This is a genomic window from Methylobacterium sp. Leaf104 (genome assembly GCF_001422885.1).
Classification (GTDB): Bacteria; Pseudomonadota; Alphaproteobacteria; order Rhizobiales; family Beijerinckiaceae; genus Methylobacterium.
This window is the reverse complement of record NZ_LMMZ01000009.1, coordinates 1-17,217: the sequence shown is the minus strand read 5'-3', so window position 1 is coordinate 17,217 and position 17,217 is coordinate 1. Positions and strand designations below refer to the sequence as shown.

Genomic DNA, 17,217 nt, shown 5'->3' with positions numbered 1-17,217 from the left:
GGCGTCGGCCGGAGCGGACCTTGCACCCTGGGCGGCGCTTCGCCGTCCCTGCACCCTGCCCGGCAAAGCGTCACTGGCCCGCTCTTCACTGGGCCGGCACTGACCTCCCCCGCGCGCTTTCGGTTTGGGTTCCTTGAACCCAAGCGCGCGGGGGAGGTCGTGCCGGCATCGAGTGGACCGGGCCAGTCCCGAGACTTGACGAAGGCTTTCCGGCCGGCGTCCCTCGCTCAGCCGGCCGCACGCCCATGACGGTCCGGCCCGGCTCGCTGACACGCCAACAGCTCTACGACCGCATCCGCGAGAGCTCGAAGGACGAGGTCGTCCTCGAGGAGATGATCCGCCTCGGCTACTGGCCGGACGGGGTCGACCAGCCGAATCTGCCCGACGACCTGATCCGCCGTCGGGGCGAGATCACGCGCGAGATCAGCGACCTGCACCGGCGCGAGGCCCTCTGGCGCGATCCGGAGGCGGCCCTCAAGGCGATGCACAAGCGCCGCAAGAAGGCGGCCCTGGTGCGGCGGGCGGAGACCCGCCTGCGCGGCGCCCGCGATCGGCACGAGCGGGCGCTCGCCTGGCACGAGCGGCGCAAGACCGAGATTCTCTACCTGGGCGAGGGCGTCTCGGCCGGTCTCTCCGCGCAGGAGGCAGCCCCCGTATCCCCGGCGAACGGCCTGCCGCCGCTCGCCAGCCCCGCGGCGCTGGCGCGGGCGATCGGGATCAGCCTCGGCGAGTTGCGCTTCCTCGCCTATGACCGGGCGTTGACGTCGGTGAGCCACTACCAGCGCTTCACGATTCCGAAGAAGACGGGCGGCGTGCGCGCTATCTCGGCGCCGATGCCGCGTCTGAAGCGTGCGCAGTACTGGGTGCTCGACGTGGTGCTCGCCCAGGTGCCGGTGCACGAGGCGGCCCACGGCTTCGTGCCCGGCCGCTCGATCCTGACCAATGCCGCTGCCCATGTGGGTCGCGACGTGGTGGTCAACCTCGACCTGAAGGACTTCTTTCCGAGCCTCGACTACCGCCGGATCAAGGGCAAGTTCCGCGGTCTCGGCTATGCCGAGCCGGTCGCCACCGTGCTCGCGCTCCTCTGCACCGAGCCGGACGTGGACGCGGTCGAGATCGACGGGCAGCAACTCTACGCGGCCCGCGGGCCGCGGCGGCTTCCGCAGGGTGCACCGACCAGCCCGGCCCTGACGAATCTCGTCTGCACCCGTCTCGACGCACGGCTCTCGGGCCTCGCCCGCTCATTGGGCTTCGCCTACACCCGCTACGCCGACGACATGACCTTCTCGGCTTCGGGCGAGGCGGCGGCCAAGGTCGGCCCCCTGCTGAAATACGTGCACGAGATCGTCGCGAAGGAAGGCTTCACCGTGCATCCCGACAAGACCCGGGTGATGCGGCGGGGCCGCCACCAGGAGGTCACCGGACTGACGGTCAACGAGCGGGTCGCGGTGCCGCGCGAGACCCTGCGCCGCTTTCGTGCGCTGCTGCACGGAATCGAGCGGCACGGGCCCATCGGTCGGCGCTGGGGCCGGAGCGCGGACGGGGCGGTGCTCGGCGCCGCCCTCGGCTTCGCGCGCTTCGTCCGGATGGTCACACCCGAGGTCGGCACGCCCCTGGTGGCACGAGCCCGAAGTCTCGCCGAACGGCACGGAACGCAGCCGGAGCAGGCACGGCCCCGGGTCGCCGCGTTCCGCGAGCGCTCCGCGCAGGGCGTGCCACCACGCGAGGGCGGGTGGGTTCCGGCGGAGCCGCCCGTCCCGCACCCCGATCCGCTGCTGGTCCAGGCGGAAGCGGCCCAGGCCGAAGCGGCTCGTCGCGCGGAGGGCGCGGCCGACAGGCGCGTCGTCCCGCCCATCGGTCGACAGCCCCCGGCGCCGCAACCGGTCTCCGGGCAGGCGACGGATGACGCCGACGCGGCCGGGATGCGGCCCTGGATGGTCGTCGTCGGCGTGTTCGTCCTGTTCCAGGCAGCCGCCCTCCTGCATCCCGGCCTCGGACTCTTCGTCCTCGCCGCCGCGCTGACGATCGGACTCCGGCGCTGGCTCCGCCGCCGTCGCGGCAAGTAACGGCCGGCTGTCCGGGAGGTCTGGGAAAGCGGGGAGCTGCGGTCGCTCCTGCCGCTCCCCGACCGGCCATGTCGGGGTGGCACGTCACCGACGGCCGATCACGACCTCACGCGAGGCCGTCCCGTCAGGAGCATGAGGAGACCGAAGTCCGCCAAGACGACCGGACGCGAGGTGATCGCCATGGATGGCGGGCCACCCCACCATCCAGACAGCACCGAGACGAGCAACGCGCCGCTCTGCGGAACCGGTTGGTCGAGAAGGACGGCATCGGCCCCCTGCGATGTCGTCATGACGGAACGATCGATCGACATCTCCGAGACGATCGCCGACACCTGAAGCTGATCGATTCCGACAAGACGACCATCGGCCGGATCCAACCGTCCGACATACGAGTTCCAAGGCCCGGCCTCTCCGGGCTTGGAAGCCCGCGAACACCGCCCGGTCCGGCGTCAACCCTTCTTCTTGTAGGCCTGGATCGCGTTCTGGCAGCCCGGCGAGAGCTTCGACATGTTCTTCTGGAAGCAGGCCTGCGTCTCGGGGCCATCCTCGGGCGGCAGGCCGGCGCAGAAGGTCGTGAAGTCGCCGGCGCATTGCTGTTGCAGGGCGGCCTTGTCCTCGTCGCTCATCGGTGCCGCCATGGCAGCGCTGGCCGCGGCGGCCGCGAGGACGAAGCTCAACCCAAAACGTACCAGCATGATCTGCTCCCATGGCCCTCGGATGTTGGGGGCCGCGACCAGGAACGTCGGCGCAGGCTTAACCGTTGCACCCTCAGGCGCGATGTCCTCGGCGCGTTACATCGGAGATGATCATGACCGAGAAGAAGGGTCACGGCAGCGAGACGGCCAAGAAGGCGAATGCGAAGGCCAGCCACGAAGGCAAGTCGAACCCGCGCACCTCCTCGTCCGCCCAGGCCGAGCTCGGCAAGAAGGGCGGCAAGAGCAAGTAAGGGGTCGCGCCCGCTCATCGCCTGCACGCGCTCCATCATGGCCGCATCGGTCGCGCGATCCGGATGGAGCACGCTCAGCACGCGCCGCGGCCCGGGACGTGGAGCCGGTCGGGATCGAGGTTCCGTGCAGCGGACGCCTTCCGTCGCAAGCGGGGCATCGGCCCGAGCCGACATCGCCACGAGCACCAGAGCTTGTACCCGCGCGGGCGCAAGACGCGCGGTCTCGCGGGCGACGTCGTACGCCATCGAAAACCCGCCCTGAGCGAACCGCGCGAACGACGGGCTCTGCCTTCTGCTCGATGCTCGCCTCCCCGGTGAGGTCACCATGCGCGCCTTCACCCAATTCCCACAGGTCGGCGACACGGTGATCCCGCAGCGAGGCATCGTCATGAAGACCGGGATCAGGAGGATGTTCAGGCCTGAACAGTCGCCGTCATCGTTTGCGGGCGCATCGCGTCCGACGGGACCGATATCACGGACCGAGCCGATCGAGAGGCTCCCGCGTCGGGGCAGCCATCGGTCGCCGGAGGCGAGATCCGAGACGGTGGAGGGCACGGGCGGCAGTAGGGCCTCCGGGCTCTCGCGCCCCCGGCTGCGCCGAACGCGCCTCTCGCACGCCGCCTCCCTGCAACGCTGCGGCGGCGCCGCGAATCGGCGCATCCTCAAAGGATGAGTAATGCCGATGCGATCGGCGATCCCCTCTCGTTTGCACCTCACCGCGACGACGGAGACGCCCGACCGATGGTTCGGGCTGGACACGGGATGCCTCCCGACGACCGTCACGTCGCTGCGGTCGACCGCCCATCCAGACCATAGCCCTGACATTCGCCACTGATCGGGTCACGGAATGCGATTTCGCGGGTCGAAGCCTGCCGGCCCAAAGGTTCGCGCGGCCAAGTACGTAGTGTTCAAAAGTCGACCTCCGGATCCCGCGATCACAGCATGAGGTAGTTTTCCTACTTTTCGAAAAAATCCACAGCTATGAATGTTGGTTTTGTAACATTTGAATATTCATCTCGAATGAAATGATGATAAATCGATGGAAATCGGTAACTTCCGTTAAGTTCCGAATTCAGTGGCGTCAGCAGTCCGGCAGATATGGCAAATCATCTCATCCAGAAGCTCGAAAGCCGTTTTGCGCTCACCGACAGCGATAAGACTGCGCTCGTCAGCCTGACATCCAACACACGCACCATCGAACCGCGCGCGACCCTGATCCTCGAGGCGTCTGTTTCGGAAAACGTTCACATCATTCAGAGAGGCATCGCCTGCCGCTATAAGATCCTCCCCGACGGCACGCGGGCGATCTTCGCCTATCTGATCCCGGGCGACATCTGCGACCTCAACATGCCGCTGTTCGGCGGCATCGATCATTCCATCAGCACGTTCGGTGCGTGCGAGGTCGCGATCGTTCGCCGGGAAATCCTCGACGATTGCATCGCGACCCATCCGACCCTGGGTCGCGCCTTACGCTGGGCTGCATCCCTCGACGAAGCGATCCTGCGTGAATGGGTCGTACGCAAGCGTCGCCCCTCAGCAGAGAAGCAGGCCGCCCATCTCTTCTGTGAATTGCTGGTCCGCCTCGGCTTGGTCGGACTAACATCGAGAAACAGCTTCGACTGGCCAATCACGCAAGCGGATTTTGCGGATACACTTGGCCTGTCGGGAGTCCATGTAAATCGCACACTTCAGAAACTTCGCGGGACAGGCCTGATCGAGATCAGGAGCAAGCGAGTATCAATCCCAGATCCACAAGCTCTACAAACCTATGCAGGTTTCAATTCAAATTACTTAAATAGTTCATATTTTCGAGCCTAATGTAAGTCGATAAGACCATATACTTTCTTTGCAATGTAAATATATATCACACAAGAAAATCTGATTTGACAAATCCGCTCAATCCTGATTCATGGCAGGCTCCGAACGGTGATTTGAACACATCTTTAGATGTAAAAATTTAAGCTTCATGGGTCTGCAGAGTTGAATGCCTCGATTTTTCTTTGACATCACTGACACCATCTCGATGCGTGATGAAGAAGGAATGGACTTTCCCGGGCCATCGGAGGCCGTGGAAGAGGCCAAGAAGTTCCTGCCCCTCGTCGCCTCGGAAGAAGCGCCCGGGGGCGGCGATGTCCAACATTTCAGTTTGACGGTGCGCGACGAAACGGGCCGGGCGATCTACTCCGCGGTCGTCTCTTTCACCGGGACTTGGCTGGCCGCTTAGTCTTCCGCGCTGATCGCATGATGTGGAGGTGCGCGCTTCCGATTTGCTTCGGTGCGTCTCGGCAATCCAAGACAGTCGCTGGCACAGGCCGGCCGGAAGCGCGTCTCCAAACCTGGCCCTGCCCCACCCTCCATGCCGCGCGGGTCACGATCGCGTATCCCAATCCGACTCTTCGCGGCTTCGGGCATTCCGCGCCCGATCCCATCTCGGATCTGGCGTTCCGGCTATCCCATGGTCAGCGCCACGCAGCAGCCTTCCAATCGGCCCGGTCAAATCGCTGGCAACGGCAAGTCTTGATGAGACGGCACGATGGGAACGCGAACCCCATCGATCGCGCCGGCGGCCGGACGCCTGCCGGGAACCCGAGCCGCGGGACGGGGTGGGGGCATCCAGCCGTCGTCGCTCAGCCGCGCCCATTCCCACAGCGCACGCTCCAGGATCTGCAGGGTGACGCCGCAGCGGAGCGCGATGTCGCGGCAGAATCCGAGGTAGTGAAGGTAGAGGTCGAGGGGCAGGGACGCCTTCGCGCCGATCTGCAGGGGGCCGCAGCCGAGGGCCTTGAGGCCGCGGGGATCGATGACGGTGTAGTGCTCGGGCCGGATCGCCGCGAGGATCGCCGAGGCGACGGGCACCGCGACGCCGGAGAGCCCGGTCAGGACCGAGACGGCCACGCGCGGGGTCGCGGCAAGGAGCGCGATGCGCAGGGCGTCGGCGACCTCCTCGTCGCTGTTGCGTTGCGGGCGGCTCCGGCCGCGGTCGCTCACCTTCCACGTCAGGATCGGCGCGAGGTTTTCGCGGGTGCAGGCTCCGTTCCGGATGCGGGCACCGGCCGCGCAGGCCGCCCGTTCCTTCGCGTCGAGGCGGTAGCCCGACGCGAGACGCGCGATCTCCGAGGGCGGGAAGGGCAGGTGGAGGGGAGGCGCAGCGCCGCACCCCGGTCCGGCGGCCCGCCGGGCATTATGGTCGCGTCTCATCGGGTCGAGTCCCTGGTTCGTGCCACCCGTCCGGCCGGTCGCGACGCCCGCGTGACGCAAACTCGTAGAAAGATGTTATGACCCCATCAATATGACGCAAGCATCCGATACACCGTCTCTGCTCATCGACCTCGGCCTCGGCGGCACGATCACCGTCGGGTCGCACCGAGTCTCGGTCTCCGAGGCCGTGATCGTTCTCGAGGCGATCGCCGCAACCGGGTCGGTTCAGGGCATCGCCACCGCGCTCGGCCTGTCCTACCGGGCGGCTTGGGAGCGGCTTCGTGCCCTCGAGGCCGGGCTCGGACATCAGCTCGTCCAGAAGACGCGCGGGCACGGCAGCGCGTTGACGCCGACGGGCCAGGTCCTGCGCGAGGCCCTGGGGGCTGCCGCCGGCAGCCTCGCCGAGCCGATGGCGCGCGAGGCGCGTGCCCTGCGCGCGCGCCTGGGGCCGGTCCTGTCCGAGGACCAGTGCCCCCTGACGCTGGTCGCGAGCCACGACCTCCTCCTCATGGAGGTCGCCGCGGCCTGGCCCGGGATCACCCTGGCGGTCGCGGGCAGCGAGGATGCGGTGGCGCGCCTGACCGAGGCCCGCGCCGATGGGGCGGGGTTCCACTGCGGTGCCCTCGACTGGGCCGCCGCCGGACCGGCCTTCGCGGCGCTCGCGGCCGATCCGGGCTTCCGCGTCAGGCCGCTGTTCGAGCGCGAACAGGGACTGATGCTCGCGGCCGGCAATCCCCTCGCGATCACGGATGTGGCCGACCTCGCCACGCGCGACGCCCGCTACGTCAACCGGCAGAAGGGGTCGGGCACCCGGGTCTGGTTCGACCGTCTCCTGGCCGAGCACGAGATCCCGACCGAACGCATCCGCGGCTACGCCACCGAGGAGTTCACCCATCAGGCCGTCGCCGCCGTGATCGCCTACGGGGCCGCCGATGCCGGCCTCGGCGCCCGGGCAGCGGCCGACCGCTTCGGCCTCGACTTTCTCTCCGTGGGCTGGGAGCGCTACTACCTCGCCACGTCCAGTTCGCTCGCAGACGCGGCCTTCGATGCCCTCGCCGAGGCCCTGGCCGAGCGCGCGGGCCGGACCCCGGGCTACCGGCCCGCCGCCCCGAAGGACGCGGCCTGATCCGGCAGGATCGGCGCACAGACCGCGTGGGCGTGGCCCGGCAGCGGCACCACCGCGACGGCGACGCCGTAGATCCGCGCCAGGGTCGCCGAGGTGATCGTGGCGGCGGGCGTGCCGAGGGCGATCAAGCTGCCCTCGTGCAGCAGGGCCACGCGGTCGGCGCAGAGGAAGGCGTGGTCCGGGTCGTGGGTCGAGAGGATGACCGCGATGCCGGCCCGCGACAGGCGCCGGATCTGGCCGAGCACGCGGGCCTGATTGCCGAAATCGAGGCTGGCGGTCGGTTCGTCCATCACGACGATCCGGGGCTCGCCGGCCAGCGCCCGGGCGATCAGCACCATCTGGCGCTCGCCGCCGCTGATCTCGGTGTAGGTCCGCTCCGCCAGGTGCCCGATCTCCAGGGTCGCGAGCACCCGCTCCGCCACGGCGTGGTCGGGCGGGCCGGGGCTCGCGAAGGTGCCGAGCCGGCTCGCGCGCCCCATCAGCACCACGTCGCGCACCCGGAACGGGAAGTACGCGCCTTGCGCCTGGGGCACGTAGCCGAGGCTGGCGGCGAGCCGGCGCCGGGGCCAGCGCGCGATCTCGGCGCCGTCGAGGCGAATGCGTCCACCCAGGGGCGGCAGCAGACCCAGCAGCGTCTTGAACAGCGTGGTCTTGCCGCCGCCATTCGGCCCCAGCAGGCACAGCACCTCGCCGGGCTCCACCGTGAAATCGAGGCCGGAGCCGACGAGGCGGCGTCCGTAGCCGAAGGCGAGGTTCTCGACGCGGAGCATCAGGCCCAGCCTCGCCGGCCGCTGGCGAGGAGCCAGAGGAAGAACGGTGCGCCGATGAGCGCGGTCAGGATGCCCAGCGGCACCTCGATGGGGGCGATGGTGCGGGCCACGAGGTCGACGGCGAGGAGGTAGCCGGCGCCCAGAACGAGGGAAGCCGGCAGCAGGCGCCGGAAATCCGGGCCCACCAGGAGCCGGGCCACGTGCGGCACCAGGAGGCCGATCCAGCCGATCACCCCCGTCACCGAGACCGAGGCGGCGGTGACCAGGGTCGCGGCGGCGATCAGGACCGGGCGCAGGACGCGGGTCTCCACCCCGAGGGCGCGGGCCTCTTCCTCGCCGAGGCTCATCAGGTTCATGCGCCAGCGCAGGAGCACCAGGGGCACGAGGCCGAGGCCGATCGCCGGCAGGATCGCGCCGAGATCCGCCAGGGTCGTCGAGGCGAGGCTGCCGAGGAGCCAGTAGGTGATGGCGGGCAGCTGATTGTAGGGGTCCGCCAGAACCTTCAGGAGCGAGATCGCCGAGCCGAGCACCGCCCCGATGGCGACCCCGGCCAGCACCAGGGTCAGGACCGGATCGTGCCGGCGCACCGCCGCGCCGACGGCATAGACGGCCGCGACCGCGCCGAGGCCGCCGGCGAAGGCCAGCCCCTGGATCGCCGCCACCGGCAGGGACAGGAAGATACCGAGCACGGCGCCGAGGCTCGCCCCGGCGGAGACCCCGAGGATGTCCGGCGAGACCAGGGGATTGCGGAAGAGGCCCTGGTAGGTCGCCCCGGCGGCGGCGAGGCTCGCCCCCACCACCAGGGCGGCGAGGACGCGCGGCAGGCGGACCTGGAGGATGACGGTCTGCATCGCCGGGTCGGCCCGCACGGGCAGGCCGAGAAGCCGGGCGCCGAGGATCTCGACCACGTCGCCAAGCGGAACGGCGAAGCGCCCGGTGGCCAGCGCCAGCACCACCAGGGCGAGCAGCCCCAGCCCCGGCAGGAGGATAGGCCAGATCCGCGCCCATGGCCGGCGGCGTACGGCCTGCGGCGGGGCGAGGGCCTCGGTCCCGGGGGTCAAGGCTTCGGACCGGCCGCCGCGCCGGAGAGGAGCGTCGCGACCTGCCCATCATCGAGCTCGACATGGTAGAAGCGCCGGTAGAAGTCCCGCGTCGCCGCCTCCAGGCCGGTCGGGAACAGGTCCGGGTAGAGCACCTGCGCCAGCCAGCGGATTCCGATCAGGCGATTGGCGCCGGGCGGGGCATCGAACCAGCCGAAGGGCAGCGCCGGCACCTGGTAGACCCGTCCCGCCCGCACGGCCCGGAGGCCGGACCAGAGCGGATCCTGGCCGATCCCCTGTCGGAAGCCGGCGTCCTGGGTGAGGATCACGTCCGGGTCCCAGGCCAGCACCTGCTCCGGCGAGACGGTGGCGATCCCACCGGGGCCGGCCGCGGCCGCGACGTTGCGGGCCCCGACCACGCCGAGGAGCTCGACGTTGATCGATCCGCCGAGGCCGGTCTCGAGCCCCTTCGGCCCGCGGGCATAATAGACGCGCGGGCGCCGCTCGTCCGGCACGGTCGCGACCACCCGCGCCACGTCCGCCACCGCGGCCTCGGCCACGCCCGCGAGATCTACGGCCGTCGCCTCCAGGCCGAGGAGAGCGCCGAGGCGCCGGTAGGTCTCCGCCGTCCGCTCGAAATGCCCGTCGAGGAGCACGTAGGGAATGCCGGTCTGGGTCTGGACCCGGTCGGCCAGCGAGACGTAGGTCGGTGCGATGCTGCCGACATCGATGATCAGGTCCGGCCTGAGGCCGAGGACCGCCTCGACATTGGCGGTCCCGCCGCGCCCCGTGAGACGTCCCGTGGCGGGCAGGTCCCGGGCCGCGGGGGCGAGATAGGCCTTCTCCGCCGGAGTCGGGCTGCGGATCCAGCCGATCATCCGGTCCGGTGCCAGGGTGTAGAGCAGGACGGAGGCCGGCGGCCCGGCGGCCAGGATGCGGGTCGGGCGCTCGGGCACCTCGACGGTGCGGCCGGCGGCGTCGGTGAAGGACCGCGCCGCGGCGGGCAGGGCGAGCACCAGCCCCAAGGGCAGGACCAGGGCGACGCGGCGGAGGATGGATCGGAGCCGAAGGCCGCGGCGCGGGAACGATGCCGTGTTCACAGTCAAAGAGCGATCCCCAGCCGAGCCGGCCCCGACGCGCGTGCCACGCGAGGCCAGTGTAAACGGTCCGGCCCAGCACGCCTATGGATTGGTGGGTCCGAGCCACCGGGTTGGCGCGGTCACGGCGACGCGCTTCGGGTCGCGGACACGGTGTCCGGAATGCGGCGCGGCCGGTGGCCGAGCGTCACCGAGGGCACCGGCCGCCGGACTCCTTCCGGAGCCCCAGGCCGACCGAGCTGCGCCTTGATCGTCCGGCCCGCCTTGAACGAGACGATGCGCTTCTCGCCGACCTGCACCACCTCCCCCGACGACAGGTTCCGCCCGGGGCGCGGCGCCCGGGACACGGCCGAGAACACCCCGAGCCCCCGAAGCTCGACCCGGTCGTTCACCGCCAGGGCGTCGCCGATCCGCGTCAGGATGGCGTTCACCACGGCGTCCACCTCCGCGACGTCTAGATGGGGATGCAGCTCCGAGACGCGGGCGATCAGTCCGGACTTGATCATGCTCAAAACTCGCGGGGATCCGAAGGATGTGCTGTCAGGGTTTGGTCGTGACGGAGACGATGCGACGTGGATCGCGTGGGACGGCGCGCGGCGCCGCGCCCGGCAGGCTGTCCACGCGGCGTCATGGGACGCCCGCCCGGCGGGCCTCGACCGCGCAGGCGCTCGCCATCGGCGCGGTCTCGTCGCCCCCGAGGGTCCGGGCCACCTGGCGGCCGATGCCCACCAGGGCGGCCACCATCGGGGTCGCGGGCTCGCGCTGCGGCACGACGAGGCCGATCGTGTGCCGGATGTCGGGCTCGACGATGGGGATGGCCCGCAGGCCCGGCATCGGCCCCAGGGCGTCGGCCAAGACGGCCGGCATGATGCTGGCCCAGTGCAGCGTGCGGACATGGCTCATCAGCACGATCATCGAGTTCGACTCGAGGGTCGGCGCGGGTTCGCTTCCCGAGGCCCGGAGCTGCTGGTCGATGATGCGCCGGTTCTGCATGTCGGGCGTCAGCAGGCAGAGCGGCGTCCGGCTCACCTCGGCCCAGGTGATGCTGGCGCGGTCATCGTGGCGGCCGCCGATCGCCGTCAGTAGCTGGTAGCGCTCCTGGAACAGCGGAATCGCGGTGACCCGGCTGAGGGGCTCGTTGTCCAGGTAGGTGAGGCCCGCATCCGCCTCCAGGTTCTCGATGAGGTCGAGGAGGCTCGCCGAGGTCGCCGACAGGACGCTGAGGCGGACGTCCGGGTAGCGGAGGTGATAGGGCGTGGTCAGCGCCGCGACCATCGGCAGAACGGTCGGGATCGCGGCGATCCGCAGATGCCCCGCCGGCCCCCGCCGCAGGGTCGCGACGTCCTCGCGCATCGCGCGGGTGTCGGCGACGATCCGCCGTGCCCAGGTCAGCACCCGCTCGCCCTCGGGGGTGAAGCCCTGAAATCGGGAGCCGCGCTGCACCAGCCTGGTCCCGAGCTGGTTCTCCAGGCTCTTCACGCCGGCCGACAGGGTCTGCTGCGTCACCCCGCACGCCTCCGCGGCGCGTCCGAAGTGCTGCTCGCGCGACAGGGCGAGGAGTAGATCCAGCTTGTCGATCACGGCCTCGGACGGGGAAGCGCGGCGCCCTCAGGCGCCGAAGCCACCGGTGGTATACATCCGATCAGATCGCTTCAATAAGAAGAAGACCTCCAATGGTCAGGAGGCATGGGCGAGCGCCCACGCAACCGGACCTGGCCGGTCGCCTTCGCGTCCCGGGGGCTTCGCTCCCGCGTGTGGACCGTCTTCTCGGAACCCGAGATCGTGCGTCGCGGATGCTCCACAGGGTGTCCGGCCGCACCGTGGAGTCGTGCAAATCCCGAAGAAGCGGGGCGCGTCTCCTCCCGGGTAGTGACGTCCTCGACGTCGGATCAGCGCGCGCAGGAACGGTTCGTGCGGGTCGAGCTTCGCGCGGGCGTGCCGGCCCCTGGGGACGAAGGGCCACCGTCCCGCTCGTCGCGAGGGCGGCCCTTCGGTGGATCGGCGCGGCGAGCCCTGCCCAAAGCGCGCGGCCGTTTGCAGACGCGAGGTCGCCCCGGCCGCGTCCACGATCCGCTCACGTGGAAGATCTCGGCGAGCCGCCGCTCGTCGCGCGGGCAAGGCATCACCAGGATGGCTCGGAACGATCGGGGCGACGTGCCGGTGGACCCGTCAGGCAACGAGGGGAATGGCGTCCGGGGGCACGGTGCTCTGGGCAAGTTCGATCTCGAGCGGCGGACTTGGCCGTAAGATCTCGGCACCGTCCACGCCCATCACCGCATAGCAGGTCCGGTTCCGCCCCCCTGCCTTGGCCGCGTAGAGAGCGGCGTCGGCCAGTCGGAAGAGATCGGCCGGGCTCCCGCCCAGGCGAGGCAGGGCGTAGGCGAGCCCGATGCTGACCGTGATCCGGCCGACATCGGTGCCGTTCGCCGCGACGACCAGGCGGGCGACGGCCCCGTGCACCTGCTCGGCGAGGTGAGCCGCATCCTCGGGATCGATGTCGGCGAGGAGATGGGTGAACTCCTCGCCGCCGACCCGGGCGACGAGGTCGCCCGGCCGTTGGACGCAGGCGGAGAACGCGCCGGCGAGCGCCTGGAGCACGCGGTCGCCGCCGGCATGACCGTGCCGGTCGTTGTAGCGCTTGAAATGGTCGGCATCGAGGACGAGCAGCGCGAGAGAAACGCGACGCCGGCGTGCCTCGGACCAGGCGCGCTCGAACGCCTCCTCGAAGGCGCGCCGGTTGGGCAGGCCGGTCAGGGCATCGGTGCGCGACTCGCCCGCCAGTTCGGCCTCGGCCGCGTTGCGCCGCTTGAGCTCCCAGGCGACGAGGAGCGAGAGCCCGACCGTGATCCCGCACAGGGCGAGCACGAGTGTGCCGATCACCAGGGCTCTGGACCGCCACTCCGCCTCGATTTCGCGGGTCGAGAGCGCGACGTTGAGGATGAGCGGCAGATTGCCGACCCTGGTGAAGCTGTAGAGGCGCTCGATGCCGTCGGATTGGGTCGCGGCGACGAAGCTGCCGCGGCCCTCGCGCTGGAAGCGCAGGAAGTTCGGCGCGTTCGCGAAGTTGGGCGCGGGTCCGAGATCGGGCTCGGGATAGCGCACGATCCGGGTGCCGTCGCCGAGGAAGAGATTGATCGTGCCGGCTTGCCCGAGCTCGAGATGCGCGAACAGGCGATCGAAGTAGGACAGGGACAGGCTGCCGAGGACGATCCCGCTGAACGAGCCCCCGGGCAGGCCCGTGCGGCGGCTGAGGACGATGACCGGCTTTCCCACCGACCGGGACATCATGGGTGGACTGATGCCAAGCCCGAGGTCCGGATTGGCCTGATGCGCCTTGAAGTAGGCACGATCGGCGTTGTTGAACGATCGGGCCGGCCAGCCCGCTGCGTCGTAGATGCAATTGCCGTACTGGTCGAGGACCAGCAACGCGTTGAGATCCCTGGCATTGATGGCGCCGTCGAACAGGATGCGCTGACGGAACTTCGGGCTGAGTTCTTCGAGGTCGTACATCTTGAGGTTCTCGACGAGGCTTTCCAGTGCCCGGTCGATGATCTCGACGTTGCGGTCGATGTCGCGCTCGATCACCGTGAGCAAGTTCTTCGCGGTCTGCTCGGCCTTGTCCCAGGCATCCTGGCGCAGTTGCAGCAGCATCATCGAGCAGACCGCGACCAGGCCGACCGGTACGAGAATGCCGAGCCCGATCCAGGTGCGGGGCGAGCGGAGCCAGCGGTGAAAAAGACGCGCGAACACGCTCATGCATCCTGCGGGAAGCGCGGGATGAAGGCGGCGGCGACCGGCCGGAAGGCATCGACGACGGTGGCGTCGAGCCGCCCCGTCATGCTCTCCAGGATCGCGAAGGCCTTCCCGCTCGCCATCGGCGCCTTGTAGGGCCGCCGCTCGATCAGCGCCGCATAGATGTCGCAGACGGTCAGCACCCGCACGAGGTCGGGGATCTCGGCCGCCTTGAGCTTGTCGGGGTAGCCCGAGCCGTCGAGCATCTCGTGATGGGAGCGCACGACCTGCAGCATCTCCGGCTGGAAGCTCTGGCCGGCCAGCATGGCGTGGCCCATCTCCGGATGACGCTTCATCACCGCCATCTCGTTGGCGTCGAGCTTGCCCGGCTTGTTCAGGATCGCGGTGGGGACGTGGATCTTGCCGACGTCGTGAAGGAGGGCGGCCCTGGTCAGGCGGTGGCATTCCTGTTCGCCGAGACCGAGGGCCTGTCCGAATGCGGCGGCGAGGCCGGCGACCAGCAGGCAGTGCTGGTGGGTGATGTCGTCGAAGCGGCGCACAGCCCGGATCCAATCGCGGATGCCGGTGTCCTGGATCGCCTGCTCGATGAAGGCGCTGCCGGTGTCGACGACGGCCGGGGTGAGCGGTCGGTCCGGCACGAACACGGTCGTGAGGAAATTGCGCGCCTGGGAGGCCACCTGGAGGGCGCACCAGGGTACGGGTTCGGCGTCCGGAACGACCGCGGGCCGTGCCAGGGAGGCGCGCAGGCGGGGAATGTCGAAGGGCGGGCACAGGGTCCGGGTCGCCCCGAGCGCCAGGGCCAGCATGCGCCCGCGCGGATCGTCCTTGTGCAGCAGGACGACCAGGGGCGCGCCGCGCGGCGTCCGCGTGAGAACATGGCGGAGGCGGGCAGCCGTGTCCGGGCGCAGATCGAGGACATCCACGAGGAGGGTGGAGGCGGGTTCGGACGGGATCGACGGGTCGTAGAGGTCGACCAGCGCGATCGGCGCACCGGCGGCCAGGTCCTGCGCCAGACCGGCACTGCGTCCGGTATCGTCCGTGATCACGAGCATGCAGCCCATCTGCATGACCACCTATGCGGCCTCAGCCGAACATCGCGTCGACGGCATCCTGCGAGACGGCCGCCGTACCCGGAAGGGCGGGTCCGTTCAGGAGTCCGTCCTCCGCGTCGCGCCGATGTCTATCGGCTTCCGACGCGGCCGGCCGCTTCGCGACGGACTTGGCGACCGCGGGCGTCTCGGCCGAACCGGCCCACAGGTGCAGCATCTCGGCCACGCGCTCCTCGACCAGCACGACGGTGCGCACCACCTTGGAGATGCGCTGGCCGGTCAGATCCTGGAAGTTGCAGGCCTCGAAGACGGTCTGCATCTGCGCCTGGATCGCCTCGGCATCCGCCCGCGTCGCCGCGTCCTCCGTTCGACCGGCGATGCCGCGGGCGAGCGTGTCGACGGTCTCCGCTGCGGTCAGGATGGTGTCGGTGGCCTGCTCGGTGCTCTGGACGACCGCGTGAAGCTCGTCGCGGGTGCGGCCAGCCTCCTGCTCCTGACGCAGGTCGGCGATCTCCCGGCGCGTCTTCACGATCGCCTCCGAGATCGAGACCAGATGCTGCTGCAGGAGAGCGGTCTGCTCCTCGAAGAGAGCGGGCATGGCCGGACCTTTGGGCATGATGGGTATCGCTGATCGGCGTTATTCACTCGGTCAGGCTAACCCGGATACATTAAACAAATCAGAATTTGAAAGTGTCGATCGAAAAGGGTTAACTCCTTTCGATCCGATGGCTATTGCACCAATAGAAAATTTGCGCGCGCTGTTGCACTGTGCGGCGGCTCATCCCGCTCACCCAAAATAATCACGGCGCAGCTCAATTCGAGCCGCCGAGAGATCGTCATTCAGACGAAAGGAGATCGGAATTCCACAGCGTGGTTCGGCGTTTTAGAAAAGATCTAAGAAATACATTTAGAGATGAAGCCGGCTCCGCACCGCAGGATCACCGTTGTCGAGCGGCGCCATTGCAGAGGCCCAGGCAAGCCCACCGAAGCCGAAGCTTGCAGCGATGAAGAGAGATTGCCGTCAACCGCCGAAGTGCGGCCCGAGCATCAAACGACCGAGCCGCAACGGCTTCCAAGTCATTGAGTTGTTTGGTGGGTGCACAAGGGTTCGAACCTTGGACCCGCTGATTAAGAGGCCTCTGAAAGCCCAACAGTCTCAAAGACCATTTCGACAAATTCCCTCTTCGTTCCTGCATTGTAGGAAAAGGGAAATTTGGCTTTGTCGAAACGATTTTACCCCGCCCACCCCACTGGTGAAAACAAGAACGCCGTCACGGGGGTGAAGGCCCGCAACGGCGCTGATGAGAAGCCCTCGGGGAAGAACTTCGGCGCAAAGAATACGGCTCAGCGCCCTCCCCTGGCAAGCCGCCTGGTCGCCCTGATCGGACGGGATGGCACGGTCACCGCGCTCTTCAACCGGCCCGACGAGATGCGTGCCTTCCTGCAGGGGGGCCAAGCATGAGCGACCTCCGCACCATCGCCACCGTCCGCAAGAACAACTCGGAGGAGATCCGGGTCTCCTGAGGCGCTCGAAGCTGCCGGTCTCCCCTGCAATCTTATAGAGGCGACCGACCCAGCGAGCATCCTGGGCGCAAAGCTGATGCTGGCCCTTCGGCAGACCCAGCAGGAGATGCACGGCCCGGGAACGGGGAGAGGCTACGTTGTTGGGGGCTTCATCCAGCATACGCACTTGCAGCGAGGGCGCGCCGACAGCCGCATTATCTACCGCTGGCCGGATGAAATCGGGCGCGCGATCGACCCTTCTCAGGATCCCATCGTCGAAGTCGGCTCACCCGATCAGGCTGAGGCGGCAGCATGAGGATTGCCGCCTCTCACCGAGGTCACTCTGCGGCAGCGGCCTTGCGCGGCCGTCCAGCGCGCTTCGGCTTCGCTTCCGCGGACGCCTCCGAGACCGTCTCCTCCGGTACTGCGGCCTTAGCCGCCGCCTTAGTCTGACCCTTCCGGCTGTTGCCCAGACCCAGAGCGCGGGCCAGCTCAGAGCGTTGCGCAGAGTAGCTGGCAGCTGTCATCGGGTAGTCGGCAGAAAGGCCGTGCTTCGCTCGATATGCCTCGGTGTCCGTCGTCAGATGATTTGGGACATTCAGCGGTGTTCAGGAGCGGAGGCTCTGGTCCATCTGGGGTGAGAGGTTAGGCGGCCTGCGCGTGGTGGCG

At 68.8% G+C, this 17,217-nt stretch carries 19 protein-coding genes; 8 read left to right on the top strand and 11 right to left on the bottom strand.

All coding sequences use genetic code 11. From position 1 onward, the window contains the following. Positions 1 to 245 precede the first annotated feature (245 nt). Positions 246 to 2,066, top strand: coding sequence for a reverse transcriptase family protein (locus ASF49_RS08800; RefSeq protein WP_056470849.1), 1,821 nt, complete (start codon positions 246 to 248; stop codon positions 2,064 to 2,066). Positions 2,067 to 2,515: 449 nt separating this feature from the next. Here the strand turns inward: ASF49_RS08800 and ASF49_RS08790 are convergent, their stop codons facing one another. Further along, positions 2,516 to 2,761 (bottom strand): hypothetical protein, encoded by a 246-nt coding sequence (locus tag ASF49_RS08790; protein WP_056470843.1) that lies wholly within the window; start codon positions 2,759 to 2,761, stop codon positions 2,516 to 2,518. Positions 2,762 to 2,874: 113 nt separating this feature from the next. Here ASF49_RS08790 and ASF49_RS24180 point away from each other — a divergent pair, with 113 nt between their 5' ends. From ASF49_RS24180 to ASF49_RS08785, 3 genes are all read left to right on the top strand, one after another. Then, entirely contained in the window at positions 2,875 to 3,012 is a 138-nt protein-coding gene (locus tag ASF49_RS24180) for a hypothetical protein (RefSeq protein WP_191970712.1), read from the top strand. Positions 3,013 to 4,110: 1,098 nt separating this feature from the next. Next, complete coding sequence (locus ASF49_RS23010) at positions 4,111 to 4,830, top strand: Crp/Fnr family transcriptional regulator (protein ID WP_082511039.1); 720 nt, start codon at positions 4,111 to 4,113, stop codon at positions 4,828 to 4,830. A gap of 166 nt (positions 4,831 to 4,996) precedes the next feature. Next, on the top strand, positions 4,997 to 5,236 hold the full coding sequence (locus tag ASF49_RS08785) for a DUF6894 family protein (RefSeq protein WP_431739907.1): 240 nt from the start codon (positions 4,997 to 4,999) through the stop codon (positions 5,234 to 5,236). Between the two features lie 269 nt (positions 5,237 to 5,505). Here ASF49_RS08785 and ASF49_RS08780 read toward each other — a convergent pair whose 3' ends face one another. Then, on the bottom strand, positions 5,506 to 6,210 hold the full coding sequence (locus tag ASF49_RS08780; protein WP_056470835.1) for a hypothetical protein: 705 nt from the start codon (positions 6,208 to 6,210) through the stop codon (positions 5,506 to 5,508). 91 nt (positions 6,211 to 6,301) lie between these two features. Between ASF49_RS08780 and ASF49_RS08775 the strand changes: the two genes are divergently transcribed. After that, positions 6,302 to 7,336, top strand: a complete 1,035-nt coding sequence (locus ASF49_RS08775) for a substrate-binding domain-containing protein (protein ID WP_056470831.1) — start codon at positions 6,302 to 6,304, stop codon at positions 7,334 to 7,336. On the opposite strand, the gene ASF49_RS08770 is transcribed toward ASF49_RS08775, so the two are convergent. The 8 genes from ASF49_RS08770 to ASF49_RS08735 form a co-directional block, all read right to left on the bottom strand. Next, on the bottom strand, positions 7,303 to 8,109 hold the full coding sequence (locus ASF49_RS08770; RefSeq protein WP_056470945.1) for an ABC transporter ATP-binding protein: 807 nt from the start codon (positions 8,107 to 8,109) through the stop codon (positions 7,303 to 7,305). The genes ASF49_RS08775 and ASF49_RS08770 overlap by 34 nt on opposite strands. Then, a complete protein-coding gene (locus ASF49_RS08765; protein ID WP_243214780.1) occupies positions 8,106 to 9,104 on the bottom strand; it encodes a FecCD family ABC transporter permease in 999 nt (332 codons plus the stop codon). The genes ASF49_RS08770 and ASF49_RS08765 overlap by 4 nt, the downstream gene beginning before the upstream one ends. Positions 9,105 to 9,163: 59 nt before the next feature. Then, the gene (locus ASF49_RS08760; RefSeq protein WP_056470942.1) at positions 9,164 to 10,201 is read right to left on the bottom strand and encodes an iron ABC transporter substrate-binding protein; all 1,038 of its coding nucleotides are present in this window, start codon (positions 10,199 to 10,201) and stop codon (positions 9,164 to 9,166) included. Positions 10,202 to 10,365: 164 nt separating this feature from the next. Continuing rightward, positions 10,366 to 10,749 carry an HU family DNA-binding protein gene (locus ASF49_RS08755; protein ID WP_082511037.1) on the bottom strand — a complete coding sequence of 128 codons (384 nt, stop codon included), beginning with the start codon at positions 10,747 to 10,749 and terminating at the stop codon, positions 10,366 to 10,368. A 121-nt stretch (positions 10,750 to 10,870) separates the two neighbouring features. Further along, positions 10,871 to 11,824: a LysR family transcriptional regulator gene (locus ASF49_RS08750; protein WP_056470826.1), complete on the bottom strand. Its 954-nt coding sequence runs from the start codon at positions 11,822 to 11,824 to the stop codon at positions 10,871 to 10,873. Positions 11,825 to 12,412: 588 nt separating this feature from the next. Next, positions 12,413 to 13,999, bottom strand: a complete 1,587-nt coding sequence (locus tag ASF49_RS08745; protein ID WP_082511035.1) for a sensor domain-containing diguanylate cyclase — start codon at positions 13,997 to 13,999, stop codon at positions 12,413 to 12,415. Then, positions 13,996 to 15,048 (bottom strand): HD-GYP domain-containing protein, encoded by a 1,053-nt coding sequence (locus ASF49_RS08740; RefSeq protein WP_243214763.1) that lies wholly within the window; start codon positions 15,046 to 15,048, stop codon positions 13,996 to 13,998. The genes ASF49_RS08745 and ASF49_RS08740 overlap by 4 nt, the downstream gene beginning before the upstream one ends. 31 nt (positions 15,049 to 15,079) lie before the next feature. Next, on the bottom strand, positions 15,080 to 15,661 hold the full coding sequence (locus ASF49_RS08735; RefSeq protein ID WP_056470823.1) for a protein phosphatase CheZ: 582 nt from the start codon (positions 15,659 to 15,661) through the stop codon (positions 15,080 to 15,082). Here ASF49_RS08735 and ASF49_RS23575 point away from each other — a divergent pair. From ASF49_RS23575 to ASF49_RS08725, 3 genes are all read left to right on the top strand, one after another. Then, positions 15,660 to 15,845 carry a hypothetical protein gene (locus ASF49_RS23575; RefSeq protein ID WP_156652943.1) on the top strand — a complete coding sequence of 62 codons (186 nt, stop codon included), beginning with the start codon at positions 15,660 to 15,662 and terminating at the stop codon, positions 15,843 to 15,845. The genes ASF49_RS08735 and ASF49_RS23575 overlap by 2 nt on opposite strands. A 413-nt stretch (positions 15,846 to 16,258) precedes the next feature. Next, the gene (locus ASF49_RS08730; RefSeq protein WP_162240962.1) at positions 16,259 to 16,507 is read left to right on the top strand and encodes a hypothetical protein; all 249 of its coding nucleotides are present in this window, start codon (positions 16,259 to 16,261) and stop codon (positions 16,505 to 16,507) included. Between the two features lie 138 nt (positions 16,508 to 16,645). Continuing rightward, positions 16,646 to 16,864, top strand: coding sequence for a hypothetical protein (locus ASF49_RS08725; protein WP_056470817.1), 219 nt, complete (start codon positions 16,646 to 16,648; stop codon positions 16,862 to 16,864). Between the two features lie 22 nt (positions 16,865 to 16,886). Here ASF49_RS08725 and ASF49_RS23005 read toward each other — a convergent pair whose 3' ends face one another. Further along, complete coding sequence (locus ASF49_RS23005) at positions 16,887 to 17,132, bottom strand: MucR family transcriptional regulator (RefSeq protein WP_335338458.1); 246 nt, start codon at positions 17,130 to 17,132, stop codon at positions 16,887 to 16,889. Positions 17,133 to 17,217 lie beyond the last annotated feature (85 nt).